The sequence below is a fragment of the Pelistega europaea genome, assembly GCF_013133775.1.
Taxonomy (GTDB): Bacteria; Pseudomonadota; Gammaproteobacteria; order Burkholderiales; family Burkholderiaceae_B; genus Taylorella; species Taylorella europaea.
Genome location: NZ_JABGBO010000004.1, coordinates 197,701 through 220,030 on the forward strand (window position 1 = coordinate 197,701; position 22,330 = coordinate 220,030).

Annotated in this window: 16 protein-coding genes and 1 tRNA gene; 6 read left to right on the forward strand and 11 right to left on the reverse strand. The window is 41.0% G+C overall.

What is annotated here, in order from left to right; genetic code table 11:
* Positions 1–107 precede the first annotated feature (107 nt).
* Positions 108–5,843 carry an excinuclease ABC subunit UvrA gene (gene uvrA / locus HKX40_RS05095; protein ID WP_171588474.1) on the forward strand — a complete coding sequence of 1,912 codons (5,736 nt, stop codon included), beginning with the start codon at positions 108–110 and terminating at the stop codon, positions 5,841–5,843.
* Between the two features lie 225 nt (positions 5,844–6,068).
* On the opposite strand, the gene HKX40_RS10795 is transcribed toward uvrA, so the two are convergent.
* The 6 genes from HKX40_RS10795 to HKX40_RS05120 all read right to left on the reverse strand — a co-directional run bounded on the left by HKX40_RS10795 (position 6,069) and on the right by HKX40_RS05120 (position 11,682).
* Positions 6,069–6,194, reverse strand: a complete 126-nt coding sequence (locus HKX40_RS10795; protein ID WP_281360196.1) for a hypothetical protein — start codon at positions 6,192–6,194, stop codon at positions 6,069–6,071.
* A gap of 70 nt (positions 6,195–6,264) precedes the next feature.
* On the reverse strand, positions 6,265–6,423 hold the full coding sequence (locus tag HKX40_RS05100; RefSeq protein ID WP_171588475.1) for a hypothetical protein: 159 nt from the start codon (positions 6,421–6,423) through the stop codon (positions 6,265–6,267).
* Between the two features lie 158 nt (positions 6,424–6,581).
* The gene (locus tag HKX40_RS05105; RefSeq protein WP_171588476.1) at positions 6,582–7,874 is read right to left on the reverse strand and encodes a DUF3100 domain-containing protein; all 1,293 of its coding nucleotides are present in this window, start codon (positions 7,872–7,874) and stop codon (positions 6,582–6,584) included.
* Between the two features lie 15 nt (positions 7,875–7,889).
* Entirely contained in the window at positions 7,890–9,053 is a 1,164-nt protein-coding gene (locus HKX40_RS05110) for a M20 aminoacylase family protein (protein ID WP_171588477.1), read from the reverse strand.
* 224 nt (positions 9,054–9,277) lie between these two features.
* Positions 9,278–10,717, reverse strand: coding sequence for a Na+/H+ antiporter NhaC family protein (locus tag HKX40_RS05115; protein WP_216605174.1), 1,440 nt, complete (start codon positions 10,715–10,717; stop codon positions 9,278–9,280).
* 158 nt (positions 10,718–10,875) lie between these two features.
* Positions 10,876–11,682, reverse strand: coding sequence for a tRNA threonylcarbamoyladenosine dehydratase (locus HKX40_RS05120; protein ID WP_246233583.1), 807 nt, complete (start codon positions 11,680–11,682; stop codon positions 10,876–10,878).
* Positions 11,683–11,825: 143 nt separating this feature from the next.
* Between HKX40_RS05120 and HKX40_RS05125 the strand changes: the two genes are divergently transcribed.
* The 5 genes from HKX40_RS05125 (at position 11,826) to HKX40_RS05145 (ending at position 16,745) form a co-directional block, all read left to right on the forward strand.
* Entirely contained in the window at positions 11,826–12,383 is a 558-nt protein-coding gene (locus tag HKX40_RS05125) for a gamma-glutamylcyclotransferase (protein ID WP_246233597.1), read from the forward strand.
* Between the two features lie 134 nt (positions 12,384–12,517).
* Positions 12,518–13,150 carry a pyridoxamine 5'-phosphate oxidase gene (gene pdxH, locus HKX40_RS05130; protein WP_171588479.1) on the forward strand — a complete coding sequence of 211 codons (633 nt, stop codon included), beginning with the start codon at positions 12,518–12,520 and terminating at the stop codon, positions 13,148–13,150.
* A 10-nt stretch (positions 13,151–13,160) separates the two neighbouring features.
* Positions 13,161–13,673 carry a flavin reductase family protein gene (locus HKX40_RS05135; RefSeq protein ID WP_171588480.1) on the forward strand — a complete coding sequence of 171 codons (513 nt, stop codon included), beginning with the start codon at positions 13,161–13,163 and terminating at the stop codon, positions 13,671–13,673.
* Positions 13,674–13,685: 12 nt separating this feature from the next.
* The gene (locus tag HKX40_RS05140) at positions 13,686–14,822 is read left to right on the forward strand and encodes an NAD(P)/FAD-dependent oxidoreductase (protein ID WP_171588481.1); all 1,137 of its coding nucleotides are present in this window, start codon (positions 13,686–13,688) and stop codon (positions 14,820–14,822) included.
* A gap of 432 nt (positions 14,823–15,254) precedes the next feature.
* Positions 15,255–16,745, forward strand: a complete 1,491-nt coding sequence (locus HKX40_RS05145; RefSeq protein ID WP_171588482.1) for a CoA-acylating methylmalonate-semialdehyde dehydrogenase — start codon at positions 15,255–15,257, stop codon at positions 16,743–16,745.
* A 214-nt stretch (positions 16,746–16,959) separates the two neighbouring features.
* On the opposite strand, the gene HKX40_RS05150 is transcribed toward HKX40_RS05145, so the two are convergent.
* The 5 genes from HKX40_RS05150 to HKX40_RS05170 form a co-directional block, all read right to left on the reverse strand.
* On the reverse strand, positions 16,960–18,702 hold the full coding sequence (locus tag HKX40_RS05150; protein ID WP_216605175.1) for an FTR1 family iron permease: 1,743 nt from the start codon (positions 18,700–18,702) through the stop codon (positions 16,960–16,962).
* A gap of 238 nt (positions 18,703–18,940) precedes the next feature.
* Entirely contained in the window at positions 18,941–20,149 is a 1,209-nt protein-coding gene (gene efeB / locus HKX40_RS05155; protein ID WP_171588483.1) for an iron uptake transporter deferrochelatase/peroxidase subunit, read from the reverse strand.
* A 345-nt stretch (positions 20,150–20,494) separates the two neighbouring features.
* Positions 20,495–21,307 carry an iron uptake system protein EfeO gene (gene efeO / locus HKX40_RS05160; protein WP_171588484.1) on the reverse strand — a complete coding sequence of 271 codons (813 nt, stop codon included), beginning with the start codon at positions 21,305–21,307 and terminating at the stop codon, positions 20,495–20,497.
* A 256-nt stretch (positions 21,308–21,563) separates the two neighbouring features.
* Positions 21,564–21,639: transfer RNA gene (locus HKX40_RS05165), tRNA-Arg, on the reverse strand.
* A 104-nt stretch (positions 21,640–21,743) separates the two neighbouring features.
* Positions 21,744–22,241 carry an aminoacyl-tRNA deacylase gene (locus HKX40_RS05170; RefSeq protein WP_171588485.1) on the reverse strand — a complete coding sequence of 166 codons (498 nt, stop codon included), beginning with the start codon at positions 22,239–22,241 and terminating at the stop codon, positions 21,744–21,746.
* Positions 22,242–22,330 lie beyond the last annotated feature (89 nt).

Genomic DNA, 22,330 nt, shown 5'->3' on the forward strand with positions numbered 1-22,330 from the left:
CATCACAGCATAGGTCATTGTCTGGAGTTTGCGGTAAAGAACATCATTTTTGATTTCAAAGAAGTTAGCTATCAGTGTAGCACTTCATCCTTTTTTTAGTGCAAATTATGTCTTCACAAATTCGTATTTTTGGTGCAAAACAAAATAATCTTAAAAATCTCAATGTATCTTTTAATACAGGCGAAATTACGGTACTTACCGGTGTATCGGGTTCTGGCAAAAGCTCTCTTGCTTTTGACACTCTTTACGCTGAGGGACAACGCAAGTATGTAGAGACTTTCTCCCCCTATGCACGCCAATTCCTTGACCGCATGGATAAGCCTCAGGTTGATCATATTGAAGGCATTCTTCCTGCTATTGCCATCGATCAAACAAATCCTGTTCGCAACTCTCGTAGCTCTGTTGGCACAATGACCGAGCTGAATGACCACCTTAAACTGCTATTTGCCCGTACTGCGACACTCTATTGTCGACAATGTGCTAAGCCTGTGCATAAAGATAATCATGAAACTATCTATCAACAACTCAAAGCATTAAGCCAAGCTGCCAATGATCCTCGTTTGATTATCACTTTTGCAGTTAAAGTCCCCAACAACTACACAGAAGATGAAGTTAAGCAATTTCTAGAACAACAAGGTTATACACGTATTCACGCAGAGGAAACATTATCTAACCCAGCTACAACTCATCATTCGTCTGCAAAAACTGCTACAACAAATAGTACTTCCCCCAATAAAGAAGAAATAGCCGATAGCAACACTAATGCCACAGGAACATCCAAAAAACGCACTAAGAAAACCACCACAGAAACCTATCGGACTTTATATGTCGTACAGGATCGCTTCCGTTTTAGTAAAGCCGAAAGAGAACGTGTCATAGAAGCGATTGAGGCAACTCTGAATTATGGTCAAGGGAAGCTCCGTGTCTACGCCCTCAATGCTGAAGGTGAAAATGCCTATCAGTGGAATTTTAGCCAACATTTACACTGTGCTAACTGTGATATTACCTATCATGAAGCCCTGCCTAGTACTTTTTCCTTTAACTCACCACTAGGTGCCTGTGAAGTTTGTCGCGGTTTTGGACGTACTATGGGTATTGACTATGGTTTAGTCGTCCCTGACGAAAACAAAACACTAGCTGAAGGAGCCATTAAACCTTGGCAAACACCCACCTATGCGGAATGCCAAGACGACTTAATCCGTCATGCAAAAAAAGCCCATATCCGTATTAATACCCCATGGAAAGATTTGACCGAAGAAGAAAAAGACTGGGTAATCCAAGGGGTTCCCGACTTCAAGGATACTCACCAAGGCTGGAAAAATCAGTGGTATGGAGCATCTCGTTTTTTTGATTATTTAGAAAGTAAATCTTATAAGATGCATATCCGCGTTATGCTTTCTAAATACCGTAGTTACCGCCAATGTTATGCTTGCCAAGGCTCTCGCTTAAAACCCGATGCTAACCTTTGGCGTATTGGTAAGCAAACAGCAGAGCATCTTCCTCACTATCAACGTTTTATGCCCGTTGGTACAAAATGGAGTATCACACAACTTAATCAATTACCTGGACTCTCCATCCATGATTTGATGCGTTTATCGCTTGCTGATGTGAAACAATTCTTTATTGATGAAAATTTCCAGCAAGATAGTGCTATAGAGCTTGTACTCACCGAGATTAAAACGCGTCTGAACTATCTGAACGATGTTGGGCTTTCTTACCTCAGTCTCGATAGACAGAGCCGAACCTTATCAGGAGGAGAAATTCAACGAATCAACCTGACCACAGCACTTGGTACCTCACTCACAAATACACTTTTTGTATTAGATGAACCCTCGATTGGGTTGCATCCTCATGATATGAGCCAAATTATCCAAGTCATGCAGCGACTACGCCGAGCAGGCAATACTCTTGTTGTCGTAGAGCATGATCCCCAAGTCATGGTGGCGGCTGATCGTATTCTTGACATAGGCCCTGGTCCTGGGGAACGAGGGGGCGAGATTATCTTTGATGGCCCCCCCGAAAAGCTACGGCATGCTACTACACTGACAGGAGAATATCTCGGTGGTCGTCTACATGTTGAGGCTCCGCTACCAATGCCAGTAAAACCCAATACCCCTAAACTACTACTTCAAGGAGCCAGCGAACATAATTTAAAAAATATTGATGTTGCTTTTCCTCTGAATCGCTTAGTGTGTATCACTGGAGTATCAGGATCAGGAAAATCCACTTTAATCCAAGATGTGCTTTATCCTGCTTTATTAAAATATTTCAATAAACCCACAGAAGCCCCTGGAAAATATCAACAATTACTCGGAGCAGAGCAAATCGCTGAAGTCATTATGGTAGATCAGTCCCCTATTGGCAAAACAGCACGCTCTAACCCTGCCAGCTATGTGGGAGCTTTTGATGCAATCCGTAAAATATTTGCCCAAACACCTATTGCCAAAGAACGTGGCTATACAGCAGGAACATTCAGTTTTAATAGTGGCGATGGACGTTGCCCTACTTGTGGTGGTACAGGTTTTGAACATATTGAGATGCAGTTCTTATCGGATGTTTATCTGCGCTGTCCTGATTGCGATGGTAAACGTTTCAAACCAGAAATCCTTGAGGTTGAAGTTGAACACCTTGGCCGCAAAGCGAATATCGCAGACGTACTCAATATGACCGTCAGTGAGGCATTAGATTTCTTTAAAGGCCTAAAAGATGTTAAGACTAGTTTACAACCTCTTGTTGATGTTGGACTGGAATACGTCAGTTTAGGTCAACCTGTTCCTACATTATCAGGGGGTGAAGCCCAACGACTAAAATTGGCAGGGCATCTAGTTGAGGCTGCAAAACTTGGTGCCAAAGCGAAAAAGCTCGCCTACAAAGGCAATCTGTTCCTATTCGACGAACCTACCACAGGCTTACACTTCGATGATATTTCTCGCCTAATGCGTGCTTTTCGTAAACTCCTGGAAGCTGGACATTCACTCATTATTATTGAACATAATATGGATGTTATTCGAGCAGCAGATTGGATTATCGACTTAGGACCTCAAGGTGGCTTACATGGGGGGGAAATCGTCGCGGAGGGAACTCCTGCTGATTTACGTAAAAATAAGAAGTCACTGACAGGATTGGCACTTGCGGATTATGAGAAAAATATTATCCTCAAAACCACAATGACATTACATGACCAATCTCCTGAATATCAAATCCAACACGATATGCCACGCCAAATTGAAATTCTTAATGCTCGTGAGCATAATCTTAAAAATATCTCGGTGAATATCCCTCATAATAAATTTACCGTGATTACAGGGGTATCTGGCTCAGGCAAATCAACACTCGCCTTTGATATTCTATTTAATGAGGGTCAACGCCGTTATCTTGAATCCCTTAATGCCTACGCACGGGCTGTTGTCCAACCAGCAGGCAAACCAGAAGTAGATGCCATTTATGGTATTGCCCCTACCGTCGCTATTGAGCAAAGGACGAGTCGTGGCGGACGCAAGTCCACTGTTGGCACGATGACAGAAATTCATCATTTCCTACGTTTACTCTATGTAAAACTTGGAACTCAGTATTGTCCTACTTGCCATATTCCTGTTGTTCCCTATAGTCCAGAACAGATTTTGGAACAAATTATGCACGAGCATAAAAACGAGCGTATTGCCTTATTAGCCCCTCTAGTCACTGCACGTAAAGGTTACTATACCGACCTTGCCAAGTGGGCAGAGAAAGCTGGCTATACCCATCTACGAGTCGATGGAGAGTTTATTCCTGTCTCTCCATGGCCTCGTCTTGATCGCTATAAGGAACATACCATTGAACTCCCTGTGCTAGATACATCAGTCAGCAGAGCCAATGAAAAATCTCTATTGGAGGGAATTCATCTTAGCCTACAACATGGTCAAGGGGTAATGAGTATTTTGCATGGATTAGATAAAAAGGCATCCTTAGCCGAGCAGTCTCATACCAAACAACGACATTTCTCTAGTAAACGTGTCTGCCCCAGTTGCCACACAAGTTACCCTGACCCTGATCCACGTTTATTCTCCTATAACTCTAAACATGGCTGGTGTCCTGCTTGTTTTGGTACAGGCCTACATATTGAGGGATTCGATGCGGAACAAACAGGTGAAGAGAGCCACTGGTTATCTAACGAAGAAGAGGAATACCTTGGTACATGTACCGCTTGCTCCGGCACACGTCTAAACCCTGTAGCGCGTGCTTTTGAGTGGGAGGGCAAATCCATCACTGAAATCAGTGCTATGTCTGTCCAAGAGGCATCAGAATTCTTCACTGGATTGAAACTCGATAAACGTTCAGCTGAAATTGCTCGCGATATTCTAGTTGAGATTAAAAACCGTCTCAACTTTATGCAATCTGTGGGTCTAAACTATCTCACATTAGACCGTTCTTCTCCCACTCTGTCTGGTGGTGAGGCACAACGTATCCGTCTAGCAGCACAGCTTGGTTCCAACCTACAAGGTGTTTGCTATATTTTGGATGAGCCTACTATCGGTCTGCATCCACGGGATAACCGTATTTTACTCAATGCGTTAAGTAAACTTGAGGGCAATGGTAATACCCTGGTTGTGGTAGAACATGATGAAGACACCATCCGTAAAGCAGAACATATTATTGATATTGGTCCTGGAGCGGGCGTACGTGGTGGTACCGTAGTAGCACAAGGCAGTTATAAAGACATCGTAAAAAACCCTCAATCTCTCACTGGTAAATTCCTCGCTCACCCGATTGCCCACCCAATGAAGCCACGCCGCCTCATCAATAAAAATCAGCAATGGATACAGATTAAGGGGGCGAATTTACATAATCTACAATCAGTAGATGCCCAAATTCCTCTAGGCAAACTCAGTGTGATTACTGGTGTATCAGGTTCAGGTAAATCAAGCCTTGCACGTGATGTGCTTCTCCATAATCTCAAAAGAGTCGTTGGCAGCAAAGGTACTCCAACATGGCAAGGTTGTACATCTATTGAGGGATGGGAATTTCTTGACCGTGTACTTGAAGTGGATCAGACCCCTATTGGCAAAACCCCTCGTTCTTGTCCTGCCACATATATTGGCTTCTGGGACGATGTACGCCAACAATTCGCACAAACACATGAAGCCAAAATGCACGGTTGGACTGCTTCTCGTTTTTCTTTCAATACAGGTGCTGGACGTTGCCCTGTCTGCGAGGGGCAAGGTATGCGTACAGTGGAAATGAGTTTCTTACCTGATATGAAAGTGCCTTGTGAAGCATGTCATGGGAATCGTTTTAACCCTGAAACCTTAAGCGTCAAATTGCGTGACAAGTCGGTAGGCGAAGTACTACGCATGGAAATTGATGATGCTATCCCTTATTTCGCCAACCATCCCAAAGTACTACGATCATTACAACTGCTACAAGATGTTGGTCTAGGCTATCTTACCCTTGGACAAGCCTCTCCTACCCTATCTGGAGGGGAAGCACAACGCATTAAGTTGGTATCTGAATTAGTAAAAGCTAAATTAGACGAAGGTATTATCAAAACTGGTCGAGTCTCTCGACAACCCCATACCCTTTATGTATTAGATGAACCAACTGTTGGTCTATCTATGGCAGATGTAGAAAAATTAATCCATGTTCTTCATCGTCTTGTAGATGCTGGTAATACTGTTGTAGTTATTGAGCATAATTTAGATATTATGGCAGAAGCAGACTGGATACTTGATATGGGACCAGAGGGAGGAACAGGTGGCGGACTACTGGTTGCCAGTGGGAATCCTGAAACGCTAATCCAGCAAAAAGACTCCTCACATACAGGAGCTGTACTTGCCGATTTTATGGGCAAGCACCCAAAACAATAATCGGTATAAGAGGATGAAAGCATTTCAAAGCGTTGGATTACAGGCTTTTTAAAACGAATTTTGTGCTGTACGATTTTCATACAGCACAAAATTTTAGGATAACAATAGACTACCTAGCTAGTCCCTTGGATTTTAGCCATGTATCCAATAAGCAAGTTGCTCATTCAGTTCCCCCGGCCCCCAAGCAACAATGGCATTGACAAGATGGGTTTGCCTGGCTGACCGCTACCCTATGGTTCCGCCCATGGAGTGCGTAACTAGGATAGCCCCCTTCACTTGCTCAACCAATTGTGCAAGCACCTTGGCATTCAAATCATTATCCAATGGCTCAGCTGAAAAATCAGTAGCCATGGGTTAGGATGCTCAGGTTCCTGATATGTCACATAGGCAAAATCACCATAGGCACGTTGTCCATCAGGATTCAGGAAAGCGTCTTGATGAAAAGTGCTTGGGTGAGTAATATAGGATTCCCCAACTGAAAATGAACCTTGCTCTGCAATGGAAAGGGGGGCTTGGCAGCCAAACTATTAGAGATGCTTAAGCAAAGACCTAGCCCCAAAATACATTGTGTGAGTTTCATCTTATCCTTTCAAAAAGTAATGATTCAACGCATTATAAAAAACCATGAATATGTTTTAACTAAAGACGTTATGCATGACCTTTTGAAGGAATTTCAATAATACCTATGACACCATCAGTTATCACTTTACCATGCTAAAAGCACCTCTGCCATACTCTTTATAATAAGGCCTGAGCAATAACTAACGACCCGACAAAGGTGCCAGTGAATGTCAGCAAGGCAACAATAATGATTTTTAATCCTGACTGTCTAAATAAGGTTATTTCTGTCTGAGAAATAGCTATGCCTGCATAGGCCAATGCTGGTGTAATCAGGGATAACAATCCTAACTGTTGTGTGGTTTCTAGTACATAAGTCGATATAGGCATGACAGGCAGAGCAGACAGCATTGCTGCAACAGCTACCCAAGCAACACAAGGTATCCGTAAAGGGATAACACGTTTCATTACAATACCCACAACACAAATCGCACATAAAACCAGCAAACCAGGCAATGCTTCTATTGGGTTATGCTGCGTTCCAACCCAGTTCACCAGCAACAGTATCACACTGACAGGAACAAGCGCCCATATAGTCTGCCAAGTACTTACAGTAACATCCTCATTATCAGAAAACACCATTTGATTTACAGAGATACTTTTGTCTACTTGCTCCCCCTTCTTTCTCCATTGCGACAATCTCTTATACAACCACTCTGCAAATGGGAGTGCTATAAAAAGAGACACAAACATACCTGTCGCAGTGGTTAAGAAATTACTGGAGGCAGCAAAAGCCATAATATCGTCTTTTCTCATGGGGAAAATCTCAGCCAAAGCGGCGGCACACGCCCCCATCATGCTACCTGAACCAACTCCACACGCCATAGACAAAGCTCGAATATCAAAAATCTCCCAAGATCCTACCACACCTGCCATCATGGAAAAATAAATAGCCCCCAGTAAAGTGCCTGTTACATATACTCCCATCACACCCATCCCTTCTGGAGACTTGAGCCCAAATCTATCAGCGATTAACGCCACATTGGCTTCTCGTGCAATTGAGTGTGTTGCGCCAATGGTCTCTCTGCCCATTCCAAAACAAAGTACTGCAATAGGGAGGGCAAATAACACCGTAGCAACATTCCCCACCTCTTGCAACAACAAAGCTGGTCCAGCCGCAACGATATCATGTATGCGGGGACCTACCATCACAGATGCCTTTGCAATAAACGGCATCAAACAAATAAGAATCCACTGACTAGACACTTTATGGCCATTCTCACCCACCAACTTTCCTAATCGTGTGATATTAGGATTAAAAAACAAGGCTAAGACAAAGGCATACAAAAGGGGAAGCAATACAACCGTCCCTATTAAAATAGGAACCTTAACTATCCCAATATACTCTGCACAAAGTGACAATATCAATACAATAATGTAGAGTCGCACATCCCATAGCTTAACTGTCTGCATTACTTCCTCCTATGCCTATTGTTTTGCTAGCTGCATTTCTGCTAATGACACCCAAAATTGAATACCAATGGGAATGGCATGATCATTAAAATCATAATGTGGATTATGCAAGTTAATGGTTGGCAAACCCTCTTCGTCTGTCCCCATCCATGCATAGGCCCCCTGTTTCTCATTCAACATGAAAGAAAAATCTTCTGATGCCATGATAGGCAATACATTCTCAAAGACCTTATCCTGACCAAATGTAGAGGCAATCACCTCCCGCATTTTCCTCGCGCAGATAGCATCATTCACTGTTGCAGGATAACGTTCTTGATAATCAATTGTTCCCTCCATCTGATGCAGGGCTGAGATAAGACGAACTCTTTCTATCAATTGATGCTTTAAAGTGCCCCTAACATTTTCACTCAACGCACGCACAGTGCCCTTTAATAACACAGCATCAGGAATAATGTTATAGGTATCTCCGCCAACAATTTGAGTGACACTAACAACTCCTGCTTCTAGTGGAGAAATTTCTCTGGAAACAATAGACTGTATACTCGTAATAAGCTCAGCAGCAGCAACAATGGGATCATGCCCCTTTTCTGGCATCGCTGCATGTGCCCCTTTCCCTTGTAAAGTGATATCGAAGATATCTAGTGAGGCCATCATCGCCCCATCGTTGACACAAAAATCACCAAGGGGCTTACCAGGCATGTTATGGAGCCCATAAATTTCATCTATTGCAAATCGTTCAAAAAGACCTTCTTCCACCATTTTTTTACCCCCTCCCATATTTTCTTCTGCTGGTTGGAAGATAAAATAAATGCATCCATCAAAGTCCCCATGTAGCGCCAAATGTTTAGCTGCTCCTAATAACATAGCAGTATGTCCATCATGCCCACAAGCATGCATACACCCATGTTCTTTAGAACAATGAGAGAAGGTATTCAACTCTTTCATAGGAAGTGCATCCATATCTGCTCTTAATCCTATGCTACGAGTACTGCTACCTCGTTTCAAAATACCCACAACACCTGTTTCTGCAATACCTGTATAAACCTCCATGCCTAACTGACTTAATACATCAGCGACTAATTGTGAAGTTCTATATTCGTTAAAACCTAATTCTGGATAGGCATGTAAGTGTTGACGCCATGCAATGGCTTCATCAATAATACTTTGTGAAATCTCCATTTTTTTCCTCATAATTGATGAGTCATCGTAAACACATGACTCCGCTAACAATGATAGTTCTATCATGCAGGAAATTCTTCACAAAGTAAACAATAATGATTCTTATTAATAAATTGAAGTAAAATTTGTTCTTTTTTGGTGCACCCAATTGAAATTCTGTTCAGATTGCACCTTAGCCTCCCACTACTAATTCTCGGTAGGCTAAGATGCATCTTTGAGGTAAATTACATATAGAGTATGGCCACAAAAGCAAACAGCAACATACCCACATTAGCATGCAGGAAAGCAGGAATTACACTATCTTTAACATGATTGTGCTGCCCATCTGCATTCAGTCCAGCTGTTGCGCCTAACGTAATAGTGGAAGCAGGAGAACCAGCATCTCCCAATGCTGCTGCGGCTCCCAACATACTCATTGTTGCCAGTGGAGATAAACCTAACGCAACACTTAAAGGAATGTAGATAGGTGCCAAAATAGGCACCGAAGCAAAAGAATCCCCAAATCCAATGGTAATAAAGAGCCCTACTACAAGCATCGTAAAGACGCCCAACACTTTACTATCTCCAAACATAGCTGTGGCTGATTTCACCAGTGGTTCAATATCTCCTGTAGCATTCAATACACCAGCAAAGCCTGAGGCAATGGTAATAATAATAGCAATTTCTGCCATCAAACGAACACCTTGTGTGAACACATCATCTTGCTCTTGCCAGCGGTAAATACCAGAAAAACCTAGAATTACAAAACCGATTAAAGCACCAATAAAAAGAGAATCAAAAAATACTTGGCATAGTACAGTCGCTACAATGGCAAGCAATGTGAATAATAGCTGTTGCCACTTAATTTTCACGACCTCATTAAGACTCGTCTCTGAAGTTTCAACTATTTTATAAACCCTAGGCTTACGGTAACTCACAAAAACGCCAAATAGCATACCCGCAATAATCCCCATAACAGGCCAAAACATGGCTTTAGGTGCCATATCCGCTGTACCATTAAGCCCTAGCCCGGCTCCTATGGAATTAAAGTTGCTGAGCAAAATATCATTCAAATAAATCGCACCAAAACCGAAAGGTAAGAGTAAATAACTGGCACTCATACAACATGCCAAAATACATACCACAGCCCTACGGTCGATATTCAATTTATTCATCACTCCCAATAAAGGAGGAATCAGCACAGGAATAAAGGCAATATGAACAGGCACAAGGTTCTGTGAGAGCAACGACGCTACAATGAAGATAATAAAAAGTGTCCACTTCATTTGTTTCTGAACTTGTAATCCTTTCAAGTTCAAACGTTGTGCAATTTTCTGAGACCACCACTCTAAAAGACCACTACGTGCTAAAGCAACAGCAAATGCCCCCACCATTACATAAGTTACCCCTACTTGTGCCCCACTTAACAAATTATCATTTAATGCAGCAAGTACCGCAGAAAAGTCCATTCCTGCATGTAAACCACCTAACAAAGCTGCTAATACAATCGCTACTGCTACGGGAATCCGTAACAAACAAAAGGCCACCATAAGCAAAATACACAGCACTACGGCATTAATTGGAACTGATAAAGCAACCAGTCCACCATAAATAGCAGCCATTACAATTAATGCAGGTAACACTTTACTTAAGAAAAACCTATCTTCTTTATATGTAGAAAACATCAACATCCTCTCTTTCTAAACAACTCAAATCTAGGTCTCTTGTCTCCAGCCTAATCCCTTGGTAAAAGATCATTGAATATGTGTAGGGAAAACTTCTTTAAATTTCTTTGACTGTTCAAATATAGAACTAGTTTTTTAATGGAAAATTATACCCATAGTTAATCACTATTAGACAGTAATATTGCGATGGCCAAATTAGCCACCGCCATCCCCATACTCGAGGTTACTACTACACTAGAGCCATACCCTGCACAAGACAATCCTTGGGGAGCCTGATCTGGATTAATCCATAAATCTGGTAGCCGAGCTTTTTGATCAAACCATACACACTTAACTCCCATCTTAGGAGGATTTTTTAAAGCTTTTCCTCGTTTATCAGAACCTTTAGGATAGTCATATTCTTTACGTAATATCTGACGAATACGCCCTAACAAATTATCTTGCTTCACATAGGCCAAATCAGTGTATTGCAGACTAAAAACATCTGTTTTTCCTCCCGCTCCACCACACATAAAGAAAGGAATATTCTTAGACCTAGCAGCCAGTAACATAGCCACTTTTGCTTTTACTTGATCTGTACAATCTAGTAATACATCTGCTTTATATTGATTTAGATAACTCTCAATATTGTCTGCATCCACGAAATCATCTATTAAATTCACTTTACACAGCGGGTTGATTTCATAGATGCGTTCAGCCATCGCCTCAATTTTTGCTTTTCCTATAGTTGAACTTAGCGCATGTACCTGGCGATTAATATTCGATTCTGCCACATGATCTAAATCGGCTAGAGTGAGTTCTCCCACACCAGAACGAGCCAAAGCCTCTACTGCCCATGAGCCCACCCCTCCAATACCAGCGATAAAAACATGAGATTGGGCTAACTGTTCTGTTGCTTTTTCACCATATAATCGTTGCAAACTGTTAAAGCGGCGTGTTATTGAGGTTGTTTCGTTTTTCATCATTCTAAGAATTGACTATAATGTTGCCTATCATTGTAGCAGTTTATATTTGTACTACCGTGTCTCCTCTTACTCTTGCCATTAATAAAGCTCAGGAACATCTTCGCACCTTTCGTCTTTGGTCTGATGAAGAACGTGAAGCATCTATGTTAAAAACCCTCAATGAACTTGAGGAACAGAAGAATATTTGGATTTTTGGTTATGGTTCTCTTGTGTGGCGACCTGAATTTGTTTTTGAAGAGTCTCGTCATGCAAGTCTAGACGGATACAGCAGAGCTCTATGCTTGTGGTCTTGTGTCAACCGAGGTACACCAGAACAACCTGGCTTAGTCTTTGGTCTCAAACAAGGAGGTATCTGTGAAGGGCGTGTTTTTCGCATTCCCAACGAAAATATTCTAGAGCAATTCCGCCAGCTTTGGAAACGCGAAATGCCCTCGGAGTCCTATATCCCTATGTGGCTACCTTGCCAGACACCTGAGGGCCCAGTCAAAGCACTGGTGTTTGTCATGGATAACCAATCCAAAGCCTATATTGGCGAACTCAGCGAAGAAGAAACCCTAGAAATTGTATTAAATGCTTCGGGTACCTATGGTCCATGTCATGAATATGTTACCGAAACCACTGATGCACTAACTAAATCAGGGATTCACGATGACTATCTTGTATATCTGTCTAAGCTAATTAAAGCACGCTTGGCAAAATAGATAGCCTATGATGTCCTTGCATGTTTTAAACAAGCAAATAAGGACAATCAATTTCTGTGCGAGCTCAATCGCAAGCTGACATTTAATTCCTTTAGGCTTATACTTATCCTTGTTTTTATTATTTAGGAATGATTATGTCTATTGCTGACCTACGTCAAAACTATGACAAAGATGTTCTGTTAGAAAGCAATGTGGATCCCAATCCATTTCAACAATTTGCTAAATGGTTTGAACAAGCACGTGTTGAAGGTGGCCTAGAACCTAATGCAATGACTGTATCTACCGTAGGAGCTGACGGAAAACCAAGTTCGCGTATCTGTTTACTCAAAGATTTCAATGAAAATGGGTTTGTCTTCTTTACCAACTACACCTCAGCTAAAGGTCAGGCACTCGCTACTCATCCTTATGCTAGCTTGTTATTTTTCTGGATGGTACAACAACGCCAAGTTCACATTAATGGTCGGGTAGAAAAAATCTCTGAGGCTGAATCCACAGAATACTTTAAGTCACGCCCCATTAGTTCACAAATTGGTGCCTGGGCATCTAAACAAAGCCAACCTATTACCCGTGAAGAGTTAGATCAACGTGTTCAAGACTATACGGCTCAATATGGTGATGATGTACCAAAACCTCCTCATTGGGGTGGTTACCGTGTTATTCCCGAGAGCATTGAATTCTGGCAAGGTCGCCCCTCTCGTTTACATGACCGCATTAAGTTTACTAAAGATGCATCAGGTCAATGGCACTTTACTCGTTTATCACCTTAATGGATAGAAGATGAGTGTTAGAGAAGCCAATTTTGATGCTATGGCATTTCGTCAGGCATTAGGGCGGTTTGCTACGGGGGTTGCTATCGTCACAACGATAGACCCTCATACTAAAACCCCTCTAGGCTTGACAATTAGTTCTTTTAACTCTGTCTCCATGACCCCTCCTCTAGTACTATGGAGCTTACAGAACTCATCTACCCTATTGGATACATTCCTAAAAACTGATCGCTACAATATCCATGTACTAACAGCAGAGCAGATGTTGCTGGCTATTGATTTTTCCAAGGGCAATCAAGAAGAACGATTTTCCAAGGTATCTTTTACGCTAAATGAGTTTGGTATCCCAAAACTTGATGACACCTGTTGTGCTGCCTATTTTGAGTGTTATAACAAAAGCCAATATCCTGAAGGAGACCACCATATCATGGTTGGACAAGTTGAGCGTTGTTCTCATACTGATGATATGCCACTGGTTTACCATGCTGGATCATTTAGTCTTACACCTTCTAAAGGTAAATAAGGGATTTAAAAAATGAAACAGGCAGATATCCAATGTGTCGTTGTTGGTGCTGGTGTTGTAGGTCTAGCTATTGCGCGTCAGATGTCCATGAAAGGTTATGAGGTGCTGGTGGCTGAGGAACAAGAAGCGATTGGCATGGGAATTAGTTCACGCAACTCCGAAGTCATTCACGCTGGACTTTACTATGCCCCAGGTAGTCTAAAAGCGAAATTCTGTGTACGAGGCAAGGAGCTACTCTACCAATACTGTCATGACAAAGGGATAAATCATCGACGCATAGGTAAGATTCTAGTTGCAACAGAAGAATCCCAACTTGCTAAATTAGAAAAAATTAAAAACACTGCGGAAACGAATGGCGTTACTGATTTGCGTTATCTCTCAGCAGATGAAGCCATTGCACTAGAGCCTAATTTACATTGTATCAAGGCACTTTTATCCCCCTCTACGGGCATTGTCGATAGCCATGAACTCATGCTGGCATTACAGGGTGATGCAGAAAATCACGGAACACAGTGTGTATTTCTCTCCCCTTTAGAGTCTGTCACTATTCAAGATGGGCTATTCTATTGTCGCTTTGGTGGTACTGAAAGCATAGAATTAAGTTGCAACATCCTTATCAATGCAGCAGGACTTCACGCCCCCTTATTAGCTCAAAAGTTTAATGGTTTGAATCCATCCTTTGTTCCTTCTGCTTATTACTGTAAAGGCAGTTACTTCACCTTATCGGGTAAAGCCCCTTTCTCTCACCTTATTTATCCTATGCCTAATGAATCTGGTCTGGGGGTGCATCTCACCCTAGACCTAGGGGGTCAAGCCAAATTTGGGCCAGATACTCAATGGATTGACAGCGAGGATTACTCGTTAGATATAAGTCGCAGTGAGAATTTCTACCAGGCCGTCCGTCAATATTGGAGAGATTTGCCAGATGGTGCATTACAACCTGGTTATACTGGTATCCGCCCCAAGATTGTAGGGCCTAATGAGGTTGCAGCTGACTTTAAGATTAGTACCGCTAGTGAGCATGGCATCCCAAATTTAGTTAATTTATTTGGTATTGAATCACCTGGGTTAACCTCCTCATTAGCTATTGCTGAATATGTAGGAGGCTTATTTAATCTTTCTACAGAATCCTATTCAGTAAGAAAATAACTCTAATTTTTGCTTACTCCTTCCTGTGCCTGTACAGTTTCTTAGTTCACATTATTTTGGGTAAAACATCCATCCTTGCTTACCCCTGTGTCCCATTAAGAATGAATAATTCCTTTTTCACCACAACCCATCATCCCTAGGTTTATGCTAAACCGAGTAAATCACACAGGGATGATTCCTTTTTAGCCCCACCCAAAGAGCAATTTTTCTCAAAGTAGGGGGTAGTTTGCTACTCCAGACAGAAATTTTTACCCCCTTCTCTTATTCACAAGTTCAATCTAAACCACCACTTTGTCATCTTTTTTACAAAAATAATACTTTCATATTAGGGTTATATCGTATTGTATTTAACTTTGTCACATATCAAACTATAAAATAACTTTTTAAGACATCGGCTATAAAAGCCAAATAACAAATATAGGAGACAACAACATGAGCATACCTCATATTCCCTACATTATTGACAACGAAAAAATTCAATCCAAATCTTCTACTTGGATTGATGTATTAAATCCCGCCACTCAAGAAGTAGTAGCCAAAGTACCATTTTGCGAACTATCTGAAGTAGATGCTGCCATTGCTAGTGCGAAAAAGGCCTACAAAACATGGCGTAATGTAGGGCAAGGCACTCGTATGCGTGTGATGCTTAAGTTCCAACAATTGGTTCGTGAGAATGCCAGCAAAATTGCTGAACTGATTACTCTAGAACATGGCAAAACCCTACCCGATGCCGAAGGTGAAGTCGGTCGTGGTTTAGAAGTGATTGAACACGCTTGCGCTATTGTAAGTCTACAACTCGGTGAGTATGCTGAAAATGCAGCTTCTGGTATTGATGTTTACACGCTTATCCAACCGCTAGGAGTATGTGCTGGTATCACTGCCTTCAACTTCCCTGTAATGCTCCCTTGCTTTATGTTCCCACTAGCCATTGCAGCAGGTAATACCTTTGTTCTTAAACCTTCTGAACAAGATCCAAGTGCCTCTCTCTTCCTTGTCGAACTTGCACATCAGGCAGGTCTGCCTCCTGGCGTATTAAATGTAGTTCACGGTGGTGCTGATGTAGCTAACCGTTTATGTGAGCACCCAGATATTCAAGCCGTCTCCTTTATTGGCTCTACTCGTGTCGGTACTGAAATCTACCGTCGTGCATCTAATCATGGTAAACGTTGTCAAGCTATGATGGGAGCCAAGAATCACTGTGTTATCATGCCTGATGCAGATAAAGAAGTTGCTCTTAACCAACTAGTAGGAGCAGCTTTTGGTGCTGCTGGTCAACGTTGTATGGCGACTTCAGTAGCAGTATTTGTGGGTAAGTCCCAAGAATGGATTGATGAGTTTGTCGAGAAATCGAAACTTCTTAAAGTGAATGTTGGCACTGACCGTAAAGCAGACTTGGGGCCTCTTGTGTCTCCTCAAGCACAGGCTCGTGTTCGTGGTTTAATTAAGTCGGGAGTGGAAGAAGGAGCTGATTTACTATTAGACGGTAGTGATATTGTAGTGCCAGGCTATGAAAAAGGAAACTTTATTGGTCCAACTATCTTTAAGAACGTAAAAGCAGATATGCAGATTTACCGTGAGGAGATTTTTGGTCCTGTGTTATGCATTGTGTGTGTCGATACCATCGAAGAAGCCGTTGAGTTTATTAATGCCAACCCCAATGGTAATGGTGTTGCTATCTTTACGCAAAATGGTGGAGACGCTCGATACTTTCAAAACAATATTGATGTTGGCCAAATCGGTATTAACATCCCTATTCCTGTGCCTGTTGCATGGTTTAGTTTCACGGGTTCTCGTGGCTCTAAACTTGGTGTGCTTGGTCCTAATGGTAAGCAAGCAGTATCCTTCTGGACCCAAACAAAATCTATTACTGCACGTTGGACTCATCATGAGCGTAGTGTCAACACCACTATTTCAATGAAATAATGGCTTCATTCACCTAAGCAAACAGAAAGCCTGAAATCACTTTCAGGCTTTCTTTTTTTGACTTACTAGGCAAAGCATCATTATTAGATAACCCTCCCAGTTACCCGTGCATACTGCACAACGTATCTTTATTTAGCTCGCCTCAGAAATCAGCTTTTTTCTATATGTTATCGAATCGATGAGGACTGTTGCTTACATCTGCCCCCTTGGCTCATTAAGCCTCATTCTTTTGCATCCAGCGTTGAAGCAATAAGATAAGAATAATATAAACAAGTTGTGCGGCAATTGTCTCAACAGTAGCATAAAACCCTATTAAATCTACATTGCTAATGCCATCAACAATAGAAGTCGGCAATACGCCTGTTAATTGTAAAGCATGGACACTCACACCGAGAATCTTAAAGCCAAGTACATATAAAACCCATGTGAGAATTTTAAACATCGTTGGTACAGGCAACTTAACTGAGCTCTTGAGAATTACAAATGCCAACACAATTAAAATTGCAATAGCAATCGCAACCCCTAAGCCAAAGGACTCCATACTGATGTTAGGTAAAATACCCACATAGAATAAAATGGTCTCTGCCCCTTCTCGGAATACGGATAAGAAGCTCAAACCAAATAAAGACACAAAACTACCTGTGGTGAGTGCTTTACCCATATGTTTCTTAATATAGGCCTGCCATGCTTTCACTGAAGATTTACTATGTAACCACGCTCCAATAGTAAGAATCATTAATACAGCAAGGATACCTACCCCACCCTCGATCATCTCTCGATTCGTACCAGATGATGCTGCTGGGAATAGTTGCTGTAGAGCAACCGCAGCGACTAGGCTTAATACCACCCCAACAATAACACCACCCCAAACCCATTTATAACCTTCTGGACGTTGTGCTACACGTAACGCACTGATTAAAGCCATCACTACTAATAAAGCCTCTAAACCCTCTCGTAGCAAGATAAGCATGGCATCCACTGCAGTATAGCTAGCAGTAGGATTAATTGCTGACAACTCATCAATAATTTGCTGTAGTTCAGTTTGATATTTCTCAGCACTACCTTTGGCAAGGATAACAGGAATATCACTCTCAACACGGGTATAAAGTGAACCATTACGTGTACTTACATCACCCTCAATCATTGGCCAAATTTCAATAAAAGTAGTCAGTTTTTCCTGAGCTGTAGCACTATCATTTTGTTGAAATGCAACCAAACCATCTTTTAATAACTTAATGCCATCACTTAACTTATAGTTGCCAGTCGCTGCTTCAGCTTGTTTACCAGTCAAGAAATCATCAAACTGTGAAGCAATTTTCTGAGTCAGTTGAGTGACTCGTGAATAATCCAATGGTTCTGTTTCAATGGCTACTCGCAATAGTGCCAATGAAGTCTCAATACGTCCGTAGTGGTTCATATCTACATTACGCACAGTACGTTCATTCTTAGTCCAGATACCGTTAAACAAGCGATATTGCTGCTTAAGCATTTCCACATCAGGTTGAACTTGATTATCTGTAATCACTTGCTCCCAATGTTTAAAGGCTGGCATGATGCGCTTTTTAAATAAGCTCTTTTGTTCATTAACATCTAATGGATGTTGCTCCTTATCAAATGCCAGTAATGCAGATGACAAGGCTGTAAGCTGTTCTAAATCTGTAGTCTCTAATGTCTTTTGCAGTTGGGCTTGTACAGCTTGGCCTGCTGTGGATGTACGCTGTTCTATTGCTAAAAACTGTTGTTGAATTTGCTCAACATCTTGTTTGGCTTGTTCAGCATTACCCTCTTTAACAGCTCCCATCGCATCAGATAACTGAATAAATAAGGGACTTAAATTAATCTTTTCTGCTGCAAATACCAACTGTGCTAAACCTAAACTAATACTTATCAATAGCAGCATAAAGCTAATGCGCAACATAGCGATAAAATCTTGCTTAGCACTTATTTTTGTCATCATATTGTTTCATCCTATATATGTCTTCATTATGATTACCGTTAGTTAGCAAACCACCAATAGAAGCAATCAGAATATAGCACCTTTATTTACTTCTATTGACGGTCCAGTCCTTGGTCATCCGTGTATATCCTTCAAATAACTAGGTGATGCACTCTATCTAACGGTATCATTAGTCCTTCCCTGTAGAAACTTTAACAGTCGTGGTACCGACCAAGTTACCATGGTACTGACCAAGTCATTATGCTCCTAACAAGGCCTGCCCAATAAACTCTCCCTCTTTTGCACCTGGGAAGCAAGCAAACAAACCACTACCAATATGTGTAATATATTCGTTCATTTTATCGGTATTACCCAATGAATTCTGGATAGTGATAAATTGGGCTGGATTCTTTTGATAGCAGATAAATAATAAACCACTATCAAACTGACCCGTCTTAGGATTAATGCCATCAGAATAAGAATATGCACGACGTAAAATGTGCAAGCCTGTCTTATGCGCTAATGCTGAATGAGAATCATCAGGAATCATAGGTTTACCGTGATGATTTTTCGCCGCTAAGTCTAAAGGATCAAACTCATTCTTAGATCCTATAGGAGCACCTGTAATACGATGACGACCGAAAGTACGCTCTTGCTCTTTATAACTAGTACGATCCCAAGTTTCCAAGTGCATTACAATCTTTCGCACAATCATATAACTACCGCCATGTAACCAACCTGGCTGATCTACCCAAATTTGACCATTTTTATCTTTCAAGGTATCCGCATTAGCCGTACCATCTTTAAAGCCAAAAAGATTACGAGGGGTATCCGTTGATTTATCTGCAGAAATAAAGCCCGCTTGGCTCCATTTCATTGTAATATTTGAGCGTGCCACACGCACTAATTGACGCACCGCATGGAAAGCGACTTGTGCATCATTGGCGCAAGATTGAATGCAAATATCGCCACCACTAAACTCCGGACGAATCTGATCGCGAGGGAAAAGAGGTAAATCTTTAAATTCTGCTGGTGCCTTATCTTCTAAACCGAGTTTTTTCAAGAAAGAAGGCGACACACCAAAAGTCAGAGATAAACCATAAGCCGATAAATCATCTGCTTCACCTGTATCAGTAGGCGGAACAAAATGATTACTTGAATATTCTCTAACATTCTTGCCTTTTACTAATTTGGCTGAATAATCCGTCCATGTCTTAAATACCTCACGGATTTCATTTAAGTCATGAGTTGCCAAATCCATCACTAGAAAATATACATAGGTTTGCTGAGGAGTAAGAATACCTTGTTGATGTTCACCAAAAAAAGGATACTCCACATCAGAAAGGCAGTGTTTATCTGCTGCAAAAGCAGTTTGGCTAGTAATATGCAAACCCGCTAAACCGCCACCAAGTACCAATCCTGTTTTCTTTAAAAATTGACGACGGTTAGTTTTTGTAAAATCTGTCATGACTGACTCCTGATAAATGGGAAAAGGTAAGTACAACACTCACCCAAAAAATTTAGTTCTTTTTGCATTAAACGTACTTATCTAAATAGTCTACTCATATGAGGTAAAACTATTAAAATAAATACACTGTCATAATTACCTCATTTCAAAAAATACCTTACTATCCATATGAGGTAAAACTATTAAAATAAATACACTCCCCTATAACATCCTTAAAACCACTTACCCTCCCCCAGTATCATTTTTGATGACATTTAATGATTGGAATTTTAAAATGGCAAAAACCACTGTTGCTGTAAACAACAGTGGCTAATAATATCAAATATCAAGTGAAATGAAACAAAATTAATTACCTTCGAGAATAACGCCCATTTGTGCTAAAGGTTCACCAAGTTTGTTTACAGCCTCCCCTAAAGCACGAGTATCGTCTTTAGAGAGATCTGTGTACAACTTGTAGTCTTTTTCACCTACTTTGTATTTATCCAATAACCCGTTAACAGTTGAGAATTGCTTTTCTAGCTCTTTAACCAACTTAGCATCTTTCTTCTCAAGTTGAGGTTTAAGAATTTCAAAAATTTTCTCTGCACCCTCTACGTTAGCTTTAAAGTCATAAAGGTCTGTGTGAGAGAAAATCTCTTCTTCACCTGTAATTTTACTAGTTGACACTTCGTTTAATAAGTCTACTGCCCCTTGAACCATCAACTCACCAGTTACTTCTACTGTAGGCACTTTAGCACGAAGCTCTTTAATATCGTTTAACAACTGGTCAGCAATCTTCTCTGTACCTTTAGTTGTATTTTCTGTCCATAAGATTTTCTCAATTTTATGGAAACCAGACCAGATTTGGTCTTTTTCTAAATCTGCTTCACGTGCATCAATACGTGGGTCTAAATCACCAAAGCTCTCAGCGATAGGCTCAGAACGCTCGTAGTACATACGTACTAGAGGGTATACTTTCTTAGCTTCTTCAAGTTTGCCCGCTTTTAAGTCAGCAACGAATTGAGCTGTACCTTTTTCAAGTGCATCAATTTGCTCAACCACAAATGCTTGGTAAGCCTTAGTTTCTTTAGATAAATCAACGGCTGCAAAAGCGGTGTTAGCCAATAAAGCAGCTGAAGACACACCTGCTACCAATGCGAGTTTTTTCAAACTGAACATAAAATCTCCCTCTTTAGGAATGTAAATGATAATGAATCTCATGTAGAGTTTTGCTAGATTATTCTAAATAAGAATGAATGTCAATAAATATTTGGTAACTTAGTCGGGTATAGATAAGTTCCGTTACAAGGAAAAAGTGCTAAAAACAATGATTTTCCATGAAAAATGAAGACTACTTGGTATATATAGGAGACCTTTCAACTAAAGGCACTAGATATTCTTGAGAAGCTAAAGAAGGGAAAAAAGATAGAATAAATGGCCTCTCCAGCCGGAATTGAACCAGCATTTAACCCTTAGGAGGGGTTCGTTCTATCCAATTGAACTATGGAGAGACTAAAGGCTGACATTATACGGGAAAATTAACAAGCATTGTTAGTCGAGTAGTGTATTGCCAAAAATGCGGCGTTCTTTTTTGTTAAACTAGTCTTTATACATATTAAGCCCCATGCTCATTTGCTACTTCTACTGCTTTTGCCCCTAACAAATCCACAATCACTTGTGGGTTTAGGCTCAAAATATAGCCTCTACGCCCACCATTAATGTAAATCTTGTCATAATCTAAAATAGTTTTTTCTATCCATACAGGCATATGCTTACGTGTACCAAAAGGAGAGGTTCCACCTATCTGATAACCTGAATGTTTGGGTGCCTCAGTTGCTGCCACAATTTGCATTTTCTTCACCCCCACCTGACGTGCTAAATTTTTAGCAGAAACTTCGCAATCCCCATGCATCAATACCACGTGAGGTTTACCGCTATCATCCTCAAAAATTAGGGTCTTAACAATTTGATGCTCCCCAACTCCTAATTGTTTAGAGGTCTCTGCTGTACCTCCATGTTCCACATAATCATAAGTATGTTCTTCATAAATCACTTTGTTTTTCTTAAGAAACTGTGTTGCTGGTGTTTCAGATACATGTTTTGCTTTACTCATTCTAACTGCCTTATTTCTTATAACGATGGTTAACTATTCTATGTTAGTCAACCCTAAATCTCACTTTTATCATTTGCCTAGGTTTAGTC